Raw genomic sequence first — 18,098 nt, 5'->3', positions numbered from 1 at the left:
AAAAAACTGAAAACCCCAGCCCTTAAAACAGACTGGGGTTTTTTATTCGCTCCGGCCGGCGGTTTTATGTTCTTTCCCGCTCGAACGCAATGTCCGTAAAAGACAGAAAAGAAACAATCCGGTGATGCCTCCGCAGCTGAGCAGCATAAAAAACCATCCATACGGATTCATCTTACGACTCCCGCCCTCGTCGGCGCCAAACCACCCAAACCATCACACACAAGAAGACAAACAGTCCCAGCAGCCCCAGCCGAGTAATCAGAACAAAAGGCCGGTTAGACTGCGGCACATTTCTCATCAGAAAAACATCCACCCAATCCTGCACAAACCAAGTAGCCAGAATCGCCATCAGAAACAACGGCGTCACATATTTGATAATCAGCCGATAAATCCCCGGGATTTGGATATCGGAGCCCGAATGCAGCTCCGTCCAGGCCCGCTCCATTCCGAAAACCCATCCGAACAGCACTGCTTCGACCGTCGCAAAAACCACCAGCCCTACCATCACCCCCCAGAAATCCATCTCGTCCAATACGCCATTTCCATAGAAGAAAATCACGGGCTGGCAGAGCACAAACGTCACAATTCCAAAAAATAAGCAGGCTTCCCGGCGCGTTAGATTGAACTCATCTTCCATAAAGGCGATTGCCGGCATCGCCAGCGAAATCGAACTGGTCACACCGGCAATGAAAAGCAGGAAAAACCACAGAAGCCCGAACACCTGCCCGAAGGTCATCTTCTGCAGAATCAGCGGCATCGTCACAAAACCCAAATCAAAGACTTTTTGGGCCACATCTCGAATGCCCTCGGGCCCTAAAAAAGCATAGGCCGCCGGAATCACCAGACTGCCGCCCAGCACGACTTCGGCAAACTCGTTGGCCGCCGCCGCCGTCAGCCCCGAGAGAGCCACATCATCCTGCTTGCGCAGATAACTGGCATAGGTGAGGATAACACCGAAACCGCAGCTGAGGGTAAAAAAGATTTGTCCGGCCGCCGCCAGCCAGACCCGCCCTTTCAGCAGAGCCGACCAGTCCGGATTCCATAAGAAACCAAAGCCATTATACACCGAGCGTTCCGGATGGGCCGGGTCCGGCGTTCCGAGCATCAGCACCCGAATCACCAGTACGATGGCGATGACAAAAAGCAGCGGCAAAGCCCACTTGCAAAACCGTTCGATGCCCCGCGTAATACCGAAACTGACAATCAGCAGATTCAGTCCAAAGGTCAGCAGAAAAAACAAATAGGCCGTTCCCACGCCGTCAAAATAGGGATTGTTCGCTCCGCCGAGTCCCTGATAGCCCTGCAGAAAGGTCTTCATCGCCTCCTGCGTCGTACAGGCGGCGTAGCGCCCCGTCACGGCAAAAAAACTATATCCCAGCAGCCAGGATTCAATGTAAGTATAATAGGAAAAAATGACGATCGGACCGAAAATCCCGATGACGCCGAAATACTTGATAAAGCGGTTCTTCTGCCACATCGTCTGGAAGATGCCCGGTGCCGTGCTGTGCTCAAAGCCGCCGCCGAACCGCCCAATGGTCCATTCAATCCACATCAGCGGCAGTCCCAGCAGCAGGAATGAAAGAAAATACGGAATCATAAAGGCGCCGCCGCCGTGATTGGCCGCCACTCCCGGAAACCGAAGAAAATTGCCCAGCCCGACCGCACTGCCGGCCACCGCCAGAATCACCCCCCACTTGCTCGTCCAATGCTCCCGTTCCAACCCAAGCCCCTCAAAAACCAAAGGCAATTACGACAAGCCCAACAAAGACAGACTGTCCCGTTCCACAATGCTCCGCAGTTTCTCCCGCGGCACCGTCGGCAGATGGGAGTCCGAAAGCAGTTTATTAAACCCCAAAAGCGTCTCAATGCATGCCCCCGGCCGGGCATAGGGAAATCCGCTTCCGAACAGAAGCTTATCCATCACCCCCGCCTCATACGCCGAAACCACCGTATTGTACACCTGCCAGACCTTCATCGGATTGACGGTCAAATCGGCAAACACATTCTCATGTTTGGCCAGAAGGCAGAGCGTCTGCTCCAAAAACGGCAATCCCATTCGTCCCACAATCATCTTCAAGCCGGGAAACGTTCGTGCCACTTCATCCAGCAGCCAGGGACGGGCGTAATCCAAAACCGCTTCTGATGAATAAGGCGGACAATTATGAAAGAAAACCGGAATCCCCCGCTCCTGACAGAGTTCATAGAGTTCCATCGCCTGGGTGTGCGACGGATGAAACCGGTCTTCTGCACAATATAAAACAATTCCGCGAAGCCCCAAGTCCTCCGTAACATCCTTCAGAATCCTCTTGGAAACTCCGTCTTCAACCGGGTTGAACACAGCAAACCCAATGGCCTTTGGATTGCCGGAAATATACTCGGAAAGATGATGATTCGCTTCTTTCCGCTCGAACCCGCAGCCGGCCAGCACAAAACAGCCGTCAATTTCACGGCAAACCGATCGGTGCTGTTCTGAATCAACCTGTTCTTCCGGACAACTGATATGTGTATGGCAGTCAATAATCATCCCGAATCCTCTTGTTTTGAAACCGGAGCTACAATCCGGCGATATGTTTTTTGAAGTCAACATCTTAGCGCTCTTCTCGACCCCCTGTCAAGAAGAAACAGCGAGATTTTGTCGGCATTTCACCCGCCGTCTTGACAGGTCTTGCTGATGAGGGTACCATACGAGCCGGCTTGGGAAAAGCGAGGATACTGTGGACTGTGCCATTTGCCGAAATCCAATGATCACCCTCGAACTGGACAACGTTGAGACAGATTATTGTCTGGCTTGCCGGGGCATCTGGCTGGACAGCGGTGAGCTGGAACAGCTGCTGGGCGATTCCGGCAAAGCCCAGGAGGTGCTCCGTTCTTTTCAGCCCACAGAAGGCGTTCAGGAAAACTGGCGGCGATGTCCGATCTGCGGAAAAAAGATGGAAAAAGTCCTCGTCGGGCCTGAATCTTCTTCCGTTCTGCTGGACCGCTGCCGAAAGGGACACGGCCTGTGGTTTGACCGCGGGGAACTGGAAGCGGTCCTGCAGATGGGACGATTTGACTCGCAGAAAAAAATTCCCTCTTTTCTGGGCAAAATGTTTCAAAAACCGGAAACAAAATCGAACCCGACTCCCTCTTGACAATAGTATGGAAAAAGAACGAGTTTCTTTTCTGAAAGGAGCCCAACCGTGGCGGCGGCCGTAATGATTCTGCTGTTTGTTGTAATCGGGATTCCGATTCTGCTGGCTCTGTGGGGAATCGGGATTTATAACGCTTTGGTTCAGCTGAGAAATCAGGTGGAGAATGCCTGGTCTCAGATTGACGTGCAGTTAAAACGCCGTCACGACCTGATTCCGAATCTGGTCGAAACCGCCAAAGGATATATGAAACACGAGCGGGAAACCTTTGAAAAAATCACGGAGGCACGCAGCCGGGCCATGGGAGCCAAAAATGTAGCCGAGGCCGCTAAGGCTGAATCCGCCCTCAGCGGGGCTTTGAGCCAATTTCTCCTCGTGGTCGAAAACTATCCTGAACTGAAAGCCAACCAGAACTTCCTGTCCCTTCAGGAAGCCCTAACCAGCACGGAAAACAAAATCGCCTTCGCCCGCCAGGCGTACAACGACCAGGTGCTCTTTTACAACAACAAAATCCAGATGTTCCCGTCGAACCTCATTGCGGGAATGTTCGGATTTGCCAAACGCGACTTCTTTGAAATCGAACAGCCCGCACAGCGAGAAGTCCCGAAAGTGCAATTTTAAAAAATGTGGGAGCAGATTCGAATCAATAAAAGGAACTCCGTCCTGCTGCTGGCAGGAATGGGATTTTTTCTGCTTTCGCTGGGCTTTATCCTCGGCGCCGCTCTCGGGGGACCGGAAACCGGCTGGGTGGGCATGATGGTCGCTTCGGCAGTCTGGCTTATCCTGATGCTGATAAGTTTCACCAATGGAGACCAGATTCTGCTGGCCTCCAGCCGGGCCGTACCCGTAACCCCGGACGTTCACCCGCAGCTGTTCAATATTGTCGAGGAAATGACCATCGCTGCCTCCCTGCCGAAAATACCGAAGATTTATATCATTAACGACCCCGCCCCCAATGCCTTCGCCACAGGCCGAAACCCCGAAACAGCCTCTGTAGCCGTCACGGCGGGTCTTCTGGCCCGCCTGAATCGAGATGAGCTGCAGGGAGTCATCGCCCATGAAATCAGCCATATCGTCCACCGCGATATCCTCTACGTCACCCTGGCCGGAGTCATGCTCGGCAGCATCGTCCTGCTCAGTCAGGTTTTCCTCAGAGGGCTGTATTATTCTTCTATCGGCGGACGACGATATTCATCAGGAGGACGCAGTCGAGACGGCGGAGCGCAGGCAATCTTTTTCATTGTAGCAATTATCCTGTCAATTTTGGCCCCCCTGTTTGCCCAATTGTTCTATTTTGCCTTATCCAGAAGACGAGAATATCTCGCGGATGCCGGAGCTGTACGTCTGACCCGCTATCCGGAAGGTCTGGCCTCGGCTCTCGAAAAAATTGCCAACACCTCCGTTTCAATGCAGGCCGCCAACGCCATAACTGCCCCGATGTATATTGCCAACCCGTTTCGCGGCCGAAACGCTGCCCACCTGTTCAGCACCCATCCGCCCATTGAAGAACGCATTCGAATCCTCCGGCGGATGAGTCAGGGGGTTTCCTATCGAGATTATGAAGAATCCTACAGAGCCGTAACCCGACGCTCGGGGATTATTCCTCCATCTGCCGTCAAAGACGAACCCGTTCCTCCGCGAAGCCCCTCGGCATCGGAATCCCCCGTCCGCACAGATTCCGCTCAGGTAAACCGCCAAATCGGAGACTTAATCCGGAAAGTCAACGGCTTTGTCTTTCTCCCGTGCTCCTGCGGCATTACGATGAAAATTCCGCCGAACTTTCCCGCTCCCAAGGCCCAATGCCCCCGGTGCGGGCAGATTGTCGCAATTCGGAGATAACCGATGTCCAAAACCGGCTGGCTCCTGGCGGCTATCCTGCTCATCGGCTTCGTCCTGCGAATTTTATATTGTTGGAATCTGCCGCTCAGCGGTGATGAAAGCGTCAGTCTGCTCCAGGCCGCCGGCAAAGCCCTCGATTATCCCAGCCGCATCCCCCACTCCCCCACACCCGTCGGGCAGCTCCAATCCCTGATGGAATACTCCCCCGACCGCGGCGTCCGGGATGTGCTGAAGTCTATGGAGCAAACCGGGATGCACCCGCCGTTGTATTATCTGCTGCTTCATTCCCTCATCAAATATGCTGGAAATGATGTTCTCCTTCTTCGAATATTTTCCGTCGTTTTCTCAGTTTTGTCGATTGGATTGTTCTTTTCGATAGGAAAGAAACTCAGGAGTCCCGCCTGCGGACTTCTGGCAGCCGCTCTTCTGGCGGTCAGTCCCTATAGCATTCAGTTTGCTCTCCTGATCCGGCCGTATCCGCTGGTAATGTTTTTATCCCTTCTTTCTTCCCGACTGATTCTGGAAGTCCCCGAAAGCAGTCAGAAACAGCGAAGTTTGCTGTTATACCTTGCTTTTGTCTTCACGGCGGTCATTGGGCTTTATTCAATCTACCTGTTCATCTTTGTTTTTGTCTTTGACCTGGCCTTTCTCGTGCTGTCTAATCCGAAAGAAAAAATAAATTGGCTGGCCGCCGCTGCAGCCGGCGGCTTGGTTTTCCTCCTTTATCTGCCCTGGCTTCCGTCGTTTTTCCACCAGTTAAAAGTCGTACGCACCGGAAACTATTATTTCTACGGCACAAGCAGTTTTCGTCAGTTGCTCGAATATCTTTTCACCTCGAACTTTTCCGAATTTCTTCCCGGAACATACGCCTTTTACAAATTTCTGATTCTCGGCATTGTCTCCGGAATCGGACTGGCCGGAGTGCTTCAGCTGCAGAAAAACAAAGCCGGCAAAGCCTTTCTTTTGGCATTCGGCATCTACCTGGCGGCGTATTATCTGGCAGACCGCATCTTCCAAATGAAAACACTGAACAGTCCCCATTTTCAATTCTTTACGATTCCCGTCGTTTTGCTGATTCTCGCATTGGGAGTTGTCTCTCTGCCCCGAAAATATTCCCCGCCCGCCGCTGCCTTTTTGTTCCTGGTATTGGGGGCAAATCTTTATCGCTCGTTCGCCGCCCCGAGAACTCACGACGGCCCCCACTGCACACAGAATTTTACGAAGGCCGTTCATTCCTGCTCTCAGAATTCTTTCGGACTGCTGGTCTTCAACAACTCCTTTGAGCGGCTGATTCTGGCAACGGTCGCGCCGCTTCGGGTGCCGCTCGAGGCTATCGCAGCTCCGAGGGCGGCTTATCTCTCAACCTTGAACAATCTTGATACTCTGCAGTCATACGAATATCTCTTTTTCCCCGTCCATGATTGCCCGGACGTCCATTGGAATCCCGATGAACAGACCCTTCAGCAACTGCAGGATTATTTAGAAGAACTCGGTTTCTTCTTCTGTGAAAAAGTCGGAGACCCCTTCTCACAGAAAACCTATATGCTGATTTTCAAACGCGCTTCTTCATCTCCCTCTCGGACGGAGAACGCACCGAAAACAATCTCGAACGGATAAGCCCCCATTTGGCCAGCCGGTACAGCAGGGCCGTCTTCAGACATCCCAGGCCGTACACGCAGCTGCGGCGAAAGTTAATGGACGACGCCTCCGCGAAGTACCTTGTGGGGCAGGATACCTCCCCAATCGGATATCCCAGCCAGAGAATCTGCGCGAGCATCTGATTATCAAAAACAAAATCATCCGAATTGGCCTCCAGCGGCAGCCGCTCCAGCAGCGTCCTCGAAAAGGCCCGATAGCCGGTATGATACTCCGACAGTTTAGCCCCCATCAGCAGATTTTCCGCAAAGGTCAAAAACCGGTTGGCTGCATACCGCCACAGCGGCATCCCGCCCTTGAGGGCATATCCGCCCAGAATCCGCGAACCCAGCACACACGGATACAGGCCGTTGGCAATCATCGACGCCATCGCCGGAATCAGCTGCGGTGTATATTGATAATCCGGATGCACCATAATCACTATATCCGCTCCCTGCTCCAGCGCCAGCCGATAGCAGGTCTTCTGATTGGCCCCATAGCCCTGATTGCGGGGATGAACATGAACCAGCGTACACGGCAGCTGACGAGCCGCCTCCGCCGTGCGGTCTGAACTGGCGTCATCCACCACAATCACCAGGTCCACAATCCCCTGCTCCATCACTTCCTGATGCGTTCTTCGCAGGGTGGCCTCCGCATTGTAGGCCGGCATAACCACCACGACTTTCTGCCCCTTAAACATCGGCGGTTCTGTCTCCTGCAACAATCGATCTGTCCGTCTTGCGAAAAACCAACTCCATCGTCCCCCCGACACCGAAAAGCGACTCCAAAGCCGCCGCCAACACAAACAACGGACTTGTCAGCAAGGCAAAAATCTGCTGAAGCCGCAGCAGTCCCTTCGGATATCCAGCCGTATAGGAGCGGTTGCCTTTTAAAAATTCAAACAAAAGCTCCCGTTTGCGGCAGATGCAGTTCAGAATGCTCTGCTGAATTCCGAAAACGTTCTGTTCCAGAGAAAAGGTCGTCTTTCGGCACAATTGGAATCCCTGCTCACTGAACACCCGCACCAGTCCCTCCGGCGAGAAGAAAACCAGATGCCGCGGCGGGTCCAGATGAAGCCAGCGGCCCTTGAAAAGCCGCGCCTGCCAGCTATGGATATTCGGCATCGACAAAAACAAAAAACCCCCGGGTTTGAGAACAGAATTGATGGTCTGAAGTGTCTTTCTCGGCTGGGGCAAATGCTCAAAGACATGCCAGAGGCAAACCGCATCAAAAAAACCTTTGGGAAAATCCCCTTCCTCCAGAGATCCGATTTTGAGATGGATTCCGGGTACCTCCCCCGCCCGCTGAGTCGCCGGACCCGGCAGCTCCACTCCGTATCCTTCGTACCCCCGCTCAATCAAATAACCAAGAAACCGTCCGTTTCCGCAGCCGACATCCAAAATCCGCGCCGGCGGCCGAACAAAACGGCTCACTGCACGTGCCCGACTCTGTCGAAAAAAATCCAGAACCTTCTCTACGGCGGGAGAAAACTTGTTCGGCCGGGAACCGTAATACGCCTCATCATAATGACGCTTGAGCTGACGGTCATCAGGACACGGAGAAAGAAAATAGGCATCACATCTCAGGCACCGGCAGATGGAAAAAACCTCCCCATAAAGACTTTCGGCCGAATAGCAATAGCGGCTTTGATCTTGCCCGCAGTAAATACACGACTCTTTCGTGATTTCCCCTTCCATCATCGGCAAGCCGGCCCGCACTCGTTTGCCTACCGCATCACCCAGTCCTGCCCCTCAAAACGCAGGGAGGCCTGCCCGCGAAGCTGGGGATCCGCTCCGATGGAATAGTTCAGCTGAAGGGTCTTTCGCAGATAAACCGGCACAGGACGGTCTTGTTCTCTTAAAGTCGGATGTTCTATAGCAATTGTTTCATTGCTCAGCCCGGCCAGGTAAAACCGAACCTCCTTGGCTTTCTCATCAAAATCCGGCCAAAAAACGACAAAATCCCGCCGATTGTCCTGCCCTTTTCGGATGCGATGGTCCTCAAAATCGAGCGATTCAAGAAACGGATATTGCCCCCGATGCCGTGCACGGACAACTTCAAAAAGGCCGAATGTCTCCCCCTGTCCGGCCGACAAAATCTGGAACGTGTCCGTTACCAGCTCAAATTTCGGATAAAACGGGACTTCTTCTTCCGAAGACAGGTTTGTCACGGAAAAAATCATATACCAGAAGCGTTTGGGCTGCCCGGCCTGAGGAGAAGGTACCTGAATCAGGATGGGATGTTCATAGGTAATATCGAGGGTCCAGCGTCCTTTTTCCGGAACCGCCGACGGACGCGGCCAGCCGACCACCAAACTCGAAAGAATCCAGACCCATAGCGTCGAATAAAACCCAACCTTTTTCCTCATACTTCATCCCTTTTCTGAAATCCATTCGCATCTTATCTATAACAGTCATGACCTCTTGTGTAAAGCACAATCTATTCGCTATTCCATTCTTTATTTTTCGGCTTGGAGGCCATGAAATCTGGGCTCCTTTGTACAAAGTGCATTGAAAGTGCATTGCTTGAAAAAGCCGGCTTTTCAGAGGCCGTCCATCAACACAGAAGGCAATACCAGAATATAATAGACCTGTTTAATTCAGAATATTCCCTTTCTTTTCTCTTGACATCCCTCCTGAGCCCCGTTTATTTATCGCCTTGCCTTCAGAATAGGGACAGCGAAAACCGATAATTCCAGACAGACAGGATAAAACGCTTTTAAGCGACTGAGAATATAATGACAAAAAAAGCCAAAGCATTGGTTATCGTCGAGTCACCCGCCAAGGCCAAAACCATCAACAAATATCTCGGCCCGGATTTTGAAGTAGAGGCCTCCATGGGCCATGTCCGCGACCTGCCCTCCAAAGGCCTGAATATTGACATCGAACACAATTTTGAACCGACTTATGAAATCAATCCGGGCAAACGCAAGGTGGTCGCCGCCCTCCGTGCCAAGGCCAAAAAATGCGAGAAGTTCTACCTGGCAACCGATATGGACCGGGAAGGCGAGGCGATTGCCTGGCACCTCAAAGAGGTCCTCAACCTGAATGATGAAGATACATACCGGGTCGTCTTTAACGCCATCACCAAAAAAGACATTGAACGGGCCTTCGCCAATCCGGGCAAGATTGATATGGACCGTGTTCTTGCCCAGCAGGCCCGGCGGGTCCTGGACCGCATCGTCGGCTATCAAATCAGCCCCCTGCTGTGGAAAAAAGTCGCTCGCGGACTGAGTGCCGGACGTGTCCAGTCCGTCGCCGTGCGGCTGGTTGTCGAGCGGGAGCGGCAGATTCGTGCGTTTGTCCCGCAGGAATACTGGCTCATTCCGGCCGTCTTTGCCTCCGAGAAGGCCGACATTACCGCTGAAGAATGGCAAACCTTTCTCAACAGCGCCAAAGACCCGGAAAAAGGACGCACGCTGACCGAACAGGACCAGTGGCTGGCCAAACACGGTGCCTTCCGGGCCGATTTGACATCCGTCAACGGCCAAAAGTTTGAGGCCTCCAATCAGGCGCAGGCTCAGGCTGTTTATGAGAAGCTCAAGGACGCGCGTTTCATTGTCCGCCGTATCGAAACCAAACGCGTCCAGTCCCGCCCGGGCGCTCCGTTTATCACCTCAACGCTTCAGCAGGCCGCCGCCAATCGCCTCGGCTTCGGGGCGCAGCGGACGATGACCATCGCCCAGCAGCTTTATGAGGGCATCGATCTGGGCTCGATGGGCGCTCTGGGACTGATTACCTATATGCGAACCGACAGTACGCACTTGTCCGAAGAGGCCGTTCAGGAAGTCCGCCATTACATTCAGTCCCAAATCGGCCCGGAGTATCTGCCCGAAACCCCCAACATCTTCACCGCCCGCAAAGAGGCCCAGCAGGCCCACGAAGCCATCCGCCCGACCGACCCTGACCTGACCCCCGACGAACTGGCTCCCTTCCTGACGGATGAACAATACAAACTTTATGACCTTATCTGGCGCCGGTTTGTCGCCTGTCAGATGAAAGAAGCCCAGTGGGATACCACCCGCATCGAAATCGAGGCCCAGACGCCGGAGGGGCCCTGTATCTTCACGGCATCCGGCCGTACGCTGGCCTTTGACGGCTTTACGCGAATCTGGCCGACCTCCGCAGAAGAACCGACCCTGCCGAGTCTGCACGAAGGCCAGATTCTCAAGGTCGTGGACCTCAAACCCGTTCAGCACTTTACGAAGCCGCCCGCTCGATATACAGAGGCATCGCTGATTAAGACTCTCGAAAAGGAAGGCATTGGACGGCCCAGCACCTATGCGACGATTATTTCCACCATTCAGGAGCGAAAATACGTCGAAAAGGTCAACCGCGTCTTCTACGCCACCCATATCGGCGAAATTGTTACTGACAAACTGCTCGAGTATTTCCCCCAGATTATGGACATCGCCTTTACCCGCCATATGGAGGAGCAGCTGGACAAAATCGAGGAACAGCACCTCAACTGGGTCCAGGTCCTGCAAGAGTTCTACGAGCCTTTCAAAAAATCACTCGAAGAGGCCGCCCAGAAGATGAAACATGCCAAGGCTGAAACGCAGCCCAGCGAATACACCTGCCCGGAATGCAAGGCCCCGCTCGAGTATCGGTTCGGCAAAAACGGCCGCTTCCTCAGCTGCTCACGCTACCCGGAGTGCAAATTCGGCACCCCCTGCGACAAAGACGGCCGAATGCTCCAGGATCAGCCCACGGAGCACAAATGCCCGGAATGCGGCAAGCCTCTGGTGAAAAAAACCGGACGTTTCGGCCCCTTTTTCGGCTGTTCCGGCTATCCGGAATGCAAAACCATCCTCAAGGCCGACAAGGAAGGCAATCCCCTGCCGCCGGCGCCCCCGCCGACCCCCACAGGAATCCGCTGCCACAAGTGCAAAGACGGTCTGTTCGTCGTTCGCCAAAGCAAACGCGGTCCGTTTATGGGATGCAGCCGTTTTCCGCGGTGCCGAACCATTGTGAGCATCAAACTGCTGGACAAACTCAAAGACCTGCAGGAAAAAGGCCAATGGCCGCCGACAGACCCGGCCCAGGTCGATGAAATCCTGGAGCGGAAAACCGCTTCTGCGAAAAAAAAGAAGTCATAGACGAACGTTTTTTCGTATAATATACCGTCCGAAAGCATCAGACAGGATAGAGGTATGAGCGAAATTGATCCCATCAAAATTGATTCTTTTGAGACGATTGAGCCCATCGGCAAACGGGTCCTGATTCGAAAAGACGAAGACAAAAAGCAGACCAAAGGCGGCATCCAGCTGCCTGACAATATTGAAATTCCCACCATCACCGGCCGGATTGTGTCCGTTTCCGCCGAGGTCGAAATGTCCTCCGAAATCCCCCTCAAACAGTACGACAAAGTCCTGTTCAACCCCAAAGGGGCCATTCCGGTTGATTTCGAAGGCGACAACCGGCTCTTCGTCGTCGATGTAGAGAACATTGTGGCCGTCTTCCGAAAACAGTAGCCCGGTGGGAGCTGCCGGTCTGTTTTTTGTTGACGAAACGGCCGAACACCGCTAAAGTCTCTTTTTTAACAAACTTGTGGAAATAAACTATACAACACAGGAGATATTCAATGGCCAGAACCAATCCATCCGCAGGCGGCTGTTCCTCGGCTCGTCGCTATTATTTCACCAGCGAATCCGTCACGATGGGCCATCCGGACAAGGTGGCCGACCAGATTTCCGATGCCGTCCTGGATGCGATGCTCGCCCAGGACCCCAACAGCCGCGTGGCCTGTGAAACGCTCGTCTCTACCGGCATGGTCGTCATCGCCGGCGAAATCACCTCCAAAGCCGTCGTCGATATCCCCCAGGTGGCCCGCGATACCATCCGCAGCATCGGCTACACCGACCCGAATATCGGCTTTGATGCCGAAAACTGCGCGGTTTTGGTCTCTCTCAAGCAGCAGAGCCCCGATATCGCAATGGGGGTGGATACCGGCGGCGCCGGCGACCAGGGGCTGATGTTCGGCTACGCCTGCACGGAAACCCCGGCCTATATGCCTCTGCCGATATACCTGGCACACGAAATCACCCATCGTCTGACCCAAATGCGTCAAACCGGCAAAATCAAATGGCTGCGGCCTGACGGCAAAAGCCAGGTTACCGTCGAGTACGGCGAAAACGGAAAACCCCGCCGCATTCACGCCGTGGTGTGCAGCACCCAGCATGATGCCTCCGTTGTGGACCGAAAGACCGAGCGGATGTCCGAGCGGGCCCGCAGGGAGCTGATTGAAAAAGTCATCCTGCCCGTTCTGCCCAAAAAACTCGTGGACAAAAACACCATCTTTCACATCAACCCGACCGGACGCTTTGAAATCGGCGGGCCCAAGGGCGACTGCGGGCTGACGGGGCGCAAAATCATCGTGGACACTTACGGCGGACGAGGCAGCCACGGCGGCGGGGCCTTCAGCGGAAAAGACCCTTCGAAAGTGGACCGCTCCGCCAGCTATATGGCCCGCTATATCGCCAAAAACATCGTCGCCGCCGGCCTGGCCGACACCTGCGAAATCCAGCTGTCCTATGCCATCGGCGTTGCCGAGCCCATCAGCGTCCTGGTGAACACCGAAGGCACGGCAAAAATCGACGAAAACCGTCTGGAAGCACTTGTCCGGGACTTCTTCCCGCTAACCCCCAAAGGAATGATTCAGCACTTAAAACTGCGGCGTCCTATTTACACGGAAACGGCACGAAACGGTCATTTTGGGCGAAATCACTCCAATTTCACCTGGGAAAAAACCGATATGGCCGCCAAACTCCGCAAAGCCGCCGGACTCTGAGAGCTGAAACCTGTCGGAAAAACTTAAAAGCCCGGCCTTTCCGCCGGGCTTTTTTTCTTTTTACATATCCCTTCGGTTCACAAACAACCCGCCTAAAGCCAGCAGGCAGACAGCGGACGGTTCAGGGACGAGGATGAATTTGATATTGTCGATAACCGGATCGTATCCGGCTTGATTGAGCAGTTTTATGGCAAAGGTTGAATCGTCCGCCCACGTGCCGGTCAATGTCGTAGTCGCGGGGTTATACAGATAGCTCTTAACAAACATTTCAATGTGCCTGAACTTATCAAAGATTGGTTCACCCTGCTCATTATACCCCACAAAGACATCCGGCACAGTCTGGTAGCTCGAGATGTAATCAATTTGTCCACCATAAAGATGGGCAGTCGCATTTTTATCTAATAAAAGTTCTTCTGTTTCACCACTTAAATAGTCCAAATGGCTATTGTGAAACATTCGTATGTCCCATATACCTCCATATCCTGCAACAAAAGGAGTTGTTGACCACACTTCCAATTTAGAGGAATACCGCATTTCAATTATATCGGCCCCTCCCCCATCCACCACAAGCAAACCGCTTCGGCATTCTACATATCCTTCATAAACTCCGGCGGGAATCAGTCCGCCGTTTTCATATCCTGCCTGCCCCACAGAAAAACTACACCCAATCAGAAAACTCAGAATCATTCGTCTCATCACGGTCTCCTTTCTGACATGAACCCATAAAGACCAAATTGCCTTATGTTCTTCTCTTGCCTCTTTACAGATTTCTGACGCAATGCATTTATTCTTGTTCTCTCCGGACACCGTCGGCCTGCCATTCAAGAAAACTCTGACAGACCATATTCATAAAGTTTTTCCAGACCTCGGCATCAATGTCCTGCTGTACCTCCGGGTCTTCCTGCCAAATGCGCTCCAAAAATGTGATCGCTTCCTGGAGTTGGCTAATCTGGTCTTCAATTGACACCTCAGGATGTTCGATTGCCTCGAAAGCAAACCGCCTGTCTTCAAGTCTCACAGGAACGCCGCTCATCAACAGCATATCCCCGCCGCCGCTGCCCATTCCCCGGAAAGCACCTCATGGAAAGTATAATCGTGAACGGGGGACCGTCCGTACCAAATCCAGTCGGAATATCCCGCCGCATCCAGTTTCGCATAAAAGAAAGGCGGCCCGCCTTGCTGCTGCCAGTCCCCAATGGTCAGCTCCTTGCCGTCAATCGCTCCCCACCCCAGTGCGGTCAACACCCTCAGTCCAAGAATCATCCCCCATCCTGCCCGGCGGTTCTCCATCTGCTTTCTCCCTTCCTTCTTTTTTATCTATATTGCCCATCTTATCAAGGACACCCAACCTTGTCTACAAAAAGGACACTTACGGGATTAAATATATCCTATATCTTCTTTTCTCTTTGATACCTTTCCCTAAGAAAGTCGCACCCGGCTCCTCTGCGATTGATAGAAAAAAAGGGAAATTGCGAAAAATCTCAAAATTTCTTCCCCTCCTGTGCTCAGCAAGCACCCCGAAATGCTTTTTAATTCTTACAAGACTGCTTTCCCTTTTGATTTCGACAGTTTTCTTCGAATTTCGAACTTCGTATTTCGAATTTGTTCAAAATTGCAGCTTTGTTTTCATAATTTCAGCGTCAAATGAGTTAAAAACCAGTTGAACCCCGACAAAAGTCAGGTATAATCGATGGATAAAGCAGTGTTTTTGCGGAGGTTAGGTAAAACCGGAAATGGGTGCATTGAATCGATTTCGTTTTATCGCCGGCATCGCTGTGGGGATAGCCGCGGCGGCACTCCTGTTCCGCACTCCTCTTGAGCCCCTTTCCGTTCGTGCCGGCGAAGCCCCGACCGCCTCCACAATTCTGGCCGTACCTGTTCAAATCAGCCGGGATAATCAGGGCATTGCTCTCATCGATACACGAAACCGCACCATCTGGGTGTATGAATTTTTCGACCGGCAGACCGGTTTCAAGCAGATTCGGCTGATGGCCGCCCGCTCCTGGGAATATGACCGGCTTCTGACCGAATGGAACAGCGCCGACCCGACCCCGCAGCAGATTCGAAGCGTTCTCGAAAATATTCATCAAAAGCAGATGCTCGAAGCGATTCAGCCCACCCCGCCCGAAACTGAAAAGAAAAATCAATCCCAAACGGAACTTATTCAATAAGACAGGAAATCAATTATGGCAGGCAAATATTACACCCTTCAGGAAGTCATGGAAAAGCTCGGCAAGAGCGAAGAGCAGGTCAAAGCCCTCGTCAAAGAAGGTACACTCCGCCAATATCTCGATAAGGGCCAGCCTCTCTTTGACCAAACACAGGTCGATGCACTGGCCGCCGACCAGCAGGGTCTGCTGGACCTGACTGCCGCCGGAACGGACTTTGACCTGAAGCTGGAGGAAACCGCTGAAATCAAGCTTCTGCCCGACGAAGAGGAAACCCCCGAAGCCCCGAAAAAGGAAAGCGAGGGCGGGTTCGGCTTGAGCATGGCCGGCGAGGAAAACCTCAGCTCCGAAGACACGCGGGCGACCTCGATGGGCATTAATGTTTTGGATGAAAGCGATGAGGGCTACAAACTGGCCGCCGATACCAAAGGGGAAACCCGTGCCGGTGAGCTGGAAGAAATCGAAAGTCTGGATGCCGATGCCAACCTTGAAAGCGTCGGCAGCGGCTCCGGCCTTTTGGACCTGTCCCTGCAGGCGGATGACACCTCATTAGGGGCGGTGCTGGATGACATCCTGCCCGCCGCCGCGGAAGGGGCCGCCGAAGTACCGGCGGCTGAAGAACCGCTGAAACTGGCTGAAGAGGCCCCTCTCGAGGAAATGCCGGAAGAACCCAAAGCACCGCAGGCAGTCTCTGCTGCTGAGCCGACTGGGCTTGAAGCTGCACCGGTTGAAGCAGGGCCAGCCGCACAACTGGTGGCATTGGCTCCCGTCGACCCGGCAACGGCCGCTTACGGCCTGGCGATGCTGGTGCCCTTCGCTTCCCTGATTATCGCCGCCATTGCACTCGGTGCAGGACTTCGCCAAATCCGGCCCGGTCTGCTCAATCTCCTGGCCGGTTCCCAATTGATGGGAATTTCTATGACCTGGTGGATTGCAGGCGGTCTTTTTGTTTTGATGCTGCTTTTGCTGGCTGTTTTCAATTCCCTCCTCTCTGAAAAACAGCCCAAGCCGGCAGGTGCTTATCAAAAACCCAAAAAAGAAAAAGCCCCAAAACCAGAGAAAAAAAAGAAAAAATAAATTGGTTTCTCCCCTTCAAACCGATAAAAAAATGAAGGCATGATTGCGTCGATATTCAAATCAAAAGTTAATTTAATTTGATTTGGATAGAAAATAGGGAGTTTTATGGAGCAAGAAAGGGACTGAAAATGAACACCGGTAAAACGATTTTCTTCGTTGTTTTGGGATTTACAGCAATGATCGCTCTTTCCGGATGCTGTCAGCAGGGAATGGATGAGCTGCGAGCGCAAAATCGTCTCCAGCAGGAACGTATCTCCAGTCTGGAAAATGAATTAACTCAGTGCAGCATCAACCTTGAACAATGCCAGAAAGAAAAAGAAACACTGGCCGGACAAGGCAGTGCCGACCTCCAGGCCAAAAACGCACTCATCTCCGCCCTCGAGGCCGATCTGGAAAAGAAGAAAGCCCTGATTGCTCAGATGCAGGCCCAGTTGCTCCAAAGCGGTGCCCCTCTGCCGCCGGAACTCAATATGCGGCTGCAGGAATTCGCCAAAACCAGCGATATGATTACTTTTGATGAAAGCACCGGCATGCTCAAATTCAAGAGCGACCTGCTCTTTGACCTCGGCAGCGATCAAGTCGCCGCCTCCGCCATGGACTCCCTCAAACAGCTGGCCGCTATTATGAAATCCCCGGAAGCCAATGCCTTCGATATGGTCATTGTAGGCCACACGGATGATGTTCCGATTAAGAAACCCAGCACCTTGCAAGCTCACCCGACCAACTGGCATCTGTCAGTTCATCGTGCCATTTCTGTTTTAAATGCTTTAACCGCCGCCGGTATTTCACCGGAAAGAATGGCCGTAAAGGGGTACGGCGAATATCGTCCTGTTGAACCCAATAAACCCAACAAAGGCGGCAATGCGGCCAATCGTCGGGTGGAGATTTACATTGTCCCGAGCACTCGGTAGCCGCAGAGCTGACGGATATGCCGGAAAGGACTCTGATCATCCTCAAGCCCGACGCCGTCCATCGGCATAAAATCGGGCAAATTATTCGGCGATTTGAGGAAAAGGGCCTTAAGCTCGTTGCGGCCAAGTTTATGAAGATTCCCGAATCGCTGGCAAGGAAACATTACGCAGTTCACGAAGGCAAACCTTTTTTCGAGGGTGTGGTCAAATACCTCTCGTCCTCGCCCGTGCTGATTATGGTCTGGCAGGCCGAAGGGGTAATTCAGATGGCCCGAAAATTGATGGGGGCTACCTTTGGCTACGAGGCCGAACCGGGAACTATCCGTGGAGATTTCGGCTGCAGCCGGGGGTTTAATCTTATCCACGGCTCCGACAGCCCCGCCTCGGCAGAATATGAAATCAACCTTTACTTCAAACCTGAAGAAATCTTCGATTATCCGCTCGCCGATGAACCCTATCTCTATGGAAGAAATGACTAATCGCTTCCTCTGTAAAACCCTCCATTTTGACAGAATACGGAAAAAATTAAACTACCTCTTGCCAAGTTTCCG

At 52.9% G+C, this 18,098-nt stretch carries 19 protein-coding genes; 11 read left to right on the top strand and 8 right to left on the bottom strand.

Features of this window, described 5'->3' with window-relative positions; genetic code table 11:
- Nucleotides 1–172 precede the first annotated feature (172 nt).
- The gene (locus PKY88_10735) at nt 173–1,720 is read right to left on the bottom strand and encodes a sodium-dependent transporter (GenBank protein HOQ05675.1); all 1,548 of its coding nucleotides are present in this window, start codon (nt 1,718–1,720) and stop codon (nt 173–175) included.
- 27 nt (nt 1,721–1,747) lie between these two features.
- Complete coding sequence (locus PKY88_10730; GenBank protein ID HOQ05674.1) at nt 1,748–2,524, bottom strand: amidohydrolase family protein; 777 nt, start codon at nt 2,522–2,524, stop codon at nt 1,748–1,750.
- Nucleotides 2,525–2,714: 190 nt separating this feature from the next.
- Here PKY88_10730 and PKY88_10725 point away from each other — a divergent pair, with 190 nt between their 5' ends.
- Genes PKY88_10725 through PKY88_10710 form a run of 4 tightly spaced genes read left to right on the top strand, consistent with a single transcriptional unit; the run spans nt 2,715 to nt 6,584 of the window.
- The gene (locus PKY88_10725; GenBank protein ID HOQ05673.1) at nt 2,715–3,131 is read left to right on the top strand and encodes a zf-TFIIB domain-containing protein; all 417 of its coding nucleotides are present in this window, start codon (nt 2,715–2,717) and stop codon (nt 3,129–3,131) included.
- 48 nt (nt 3,132–3,179) lie between these two features.
- Nucleotides 3,180–3,749: a LemA family protein gene (locus tag PKY88_10720; protein HOQ05672.1), complete on the top strand. Its 570-nt coding sequence runs from the start codon at nt 3,180–3,182 to the stop codon at nt 3,747–3,749.
- Between the two features lie 3 nt (nt 3,750–3,752).
- Entirely contained in the window at nt 3,753–4,967 is a 1,215-nt protein-coding gene (locus PKY88_10715; protein ID HOQ05671.1) for a M48 family metallopeptidase, read from the top strand.
- A gap of 3 nt (nt 4,968–4,970) precedes the next feature.
- Nucleotides 4,971–6,584: a glycosyltransferase family 39 protein gene (locus PKY88_10710; GenBank protein HOQ05670.1), complete on the top strand. Its 1,614-nt coding sequence runs from the start codon at nt 4,971–4,973 to the stop codon at nt 6,582–6,584.
- On the opposite strand, the gene PKY88_10705 is transcribed toward PKY88_10710, so the two are convergent.
- From PKY88_10705 to PKY88_10695, 3 genes are read right to left on the bottom strand one after another with little or no spacing between them, the layout of a single operon-like run.
- Nucleotides 6,520–7,302: a glycosyltransferase family 2 protein gene (locus PKY88_10705; protein ID HOQ05669.1), complete on the bottom strand. Its 783-nt coding sequence runs from the start codon at nt 7,300–7,302 to the stop codon at nt 6,520–6,522. The genes PKY88_10710 and PKY88_10705 overlap by 65 nt on opposite strands.
- Nucleotides 7,295–8,320, bottom strand: a complete 1,026-nt coding sequence (locus tag PKY88_10700; GenBank protein HOQ05668.1) for a class I SAM-dependent methyltransferase — start codon at nt 8,318–8,320, stop codon at nt 7,295–7,297. Before PKY88_10700 ends, PKY88_10705 begins: the two co-directional genes overlap by 8 nt.
- An 8-nt stretch (nt 8,321–8,328) precedes the next feature.
- Nucleotides 8,329–8,970, bottom strand: coding sequence for a hypothetical protein (locus tag PKY88_10695; protein ID HOQ05667.1), 642 nt, complete (start codon nt 8,968–8,970; stop codon nt 8,329–8,331).
- Nucleotides 8,971–9,339: 369 nt separating this feature from the next.
- Between PKY88_10695 and topA the strand changes: the two genes are divergently transcribed.
- The 3 genes from topA (at nt 9,340) to metK (ending at nt 13,391) form a co-directional block, all read left to right on the top strand.
- Nucleotides 9,340–11,700: a type I DNA topoisomerase gene (gene topA, locus PKY88_10690; protein ID HOQ05666.1), complete on the top strand. Its 2,361-nt coding sequence runs from the start codon at nt 9,340–9,342 to the stop codon at nt 11,698–11,700.
- A gap of 54 nt (nt 11,701–11,754) precedes the next feature.
- Complete coding sequence (locus tag PKY88_10685; GenBank protein ID HOQ05665.1) at nt 11,755–12,075, top strand: co-chaperone GroES; 321 nt, start codon at nt 11,755–11,757, stop codon at nt 12,073–12,075.
- Nucleotides 12,076–12,185: 110 nt separating this feature from the next.
- Nucleotides 12,186–13,391: a methionine adenosyltransferase gene (metK, locus tag PKY88_10680; GenBank protein HOQ05664.1), complete on the top strand. Its 1,206-nt coding sequence runs from the start codon at nt 12,186–12,188 to the stop codon at nt 13,389–13,391.
- A 60-nt stretch (nt 13,392–13,451) separates the two neighbouring features.
- On the opposite strand, the gene PKY88_10675 is transcribed toward metK, so the two are convergent.
- From PKY88_10675 to PKY88_10665, 3 genes are all read right to left on the bottom strand, one after another.
- Entirely contained in the window at nt 13,452–14,087 is a 636-nt protein-coding gene (locus PKY88_10675; protein HOQ05663.1) for a hypothetical protein, read from the bottom strand.
- 88 nt (nt 14,088–14,175) lie between these two features.
- On the bottom strand, nt 14,176–14,454 hold the full coding sequence (locus PKY88_10670) for a hypothetical protein (GenBank protein ID HOQ05662.1): 279 nt from the start codon (nt 14,452–14,454) through the stop codon (nt 14,176–14,178).
- Nucleotides 14,424–14,681 carry a hypothetical protein gene (locus PKY88_10665; protein ID HOQ05661.1) on the bottom strand — a complete coding sequence of 86 codons (258 nt, stop codon included), beginning with the start codon at nt 14,679–14,681 and terminating at the stop codon, nt 14,424–14,426. Before PKY88_10665 ends, PKY88_10670 begins: the two co-directional genes overlap by 31 nt.
- 443 nt (nt 14,682–15,124) lie before the next feature.
- On the opposite strand from PKY88_10665, the gene PKY88_10660 reads away from it, so the two are divergent.
- The 4 genes from PKY88_10660 (at nt 15,125) to ndk (ending at nt 18,026) form a co-directional block, all read left to right on the top strand.
- Nucleotides 15,125–15,562, top strand: a complete 438-nt coding sequence (locus PKY88_10660) for a hypothetical protein (protein HOQ05660.1) — start codon at nt 15,125–15,127, stop codon at nt 15,560–15,562.
- 15 nt (nt 15,563–15,577) lie between these two features.
- A complete protein-coding gene (locus PKY88_10655; protein HOQ05659.1) occupies nt 15,578–16,636 on the top strand; it encodes a hypothetical protein in 1,059 nt (352 codons plus the stop codon).
- A gap of 128 nt (nt 16,637–16,764) precedes the next feature.
- Nucleotides 16,765–17,547: an OmpA family protein gene (locus PKY88_10650; GenBank protein ID HOQ05658.1), complete on the top strand. Its 783-nt coding sequence runs from the start codon at nt 16,765–16,767 to the stop codon at nt 17,545–17,547.
- A 17-nt stretch (nt 17,548–17,564) separates the two neighbouring features.
- Nucleotides 17,565–18,026 carry a nucleoside-diphosphate kinase gene (gene ndk, locus PKY88_10645; GenBank protein HOQ05657.1) on the top strand — a complete coding sequence of 154 codons (462 nt, stop codon included), beginning with the start codon at nt 17,565–17,567 and terminating at the stop codon, nt 18,024–18,026.
- The last annotated feature ends 72 nt before the right edge of the window (nt 18,027–18,098 follow it).

The sequence above is a fragment of the Anaerohalosphaeraceae bacterium genome (assembly GCA_035378985.1).
GTDB lineage: Bacteria > Planctomycetota > Phycisphaerae > Sedimentisphaerales > Anaerohalosphaeraceae > JAHDQI01.
The sequence above is the reverse complement of the archived record's forward strand: the minus strand, read 5'-3'. Positions and strand labels throughout refer to the sequence as shown.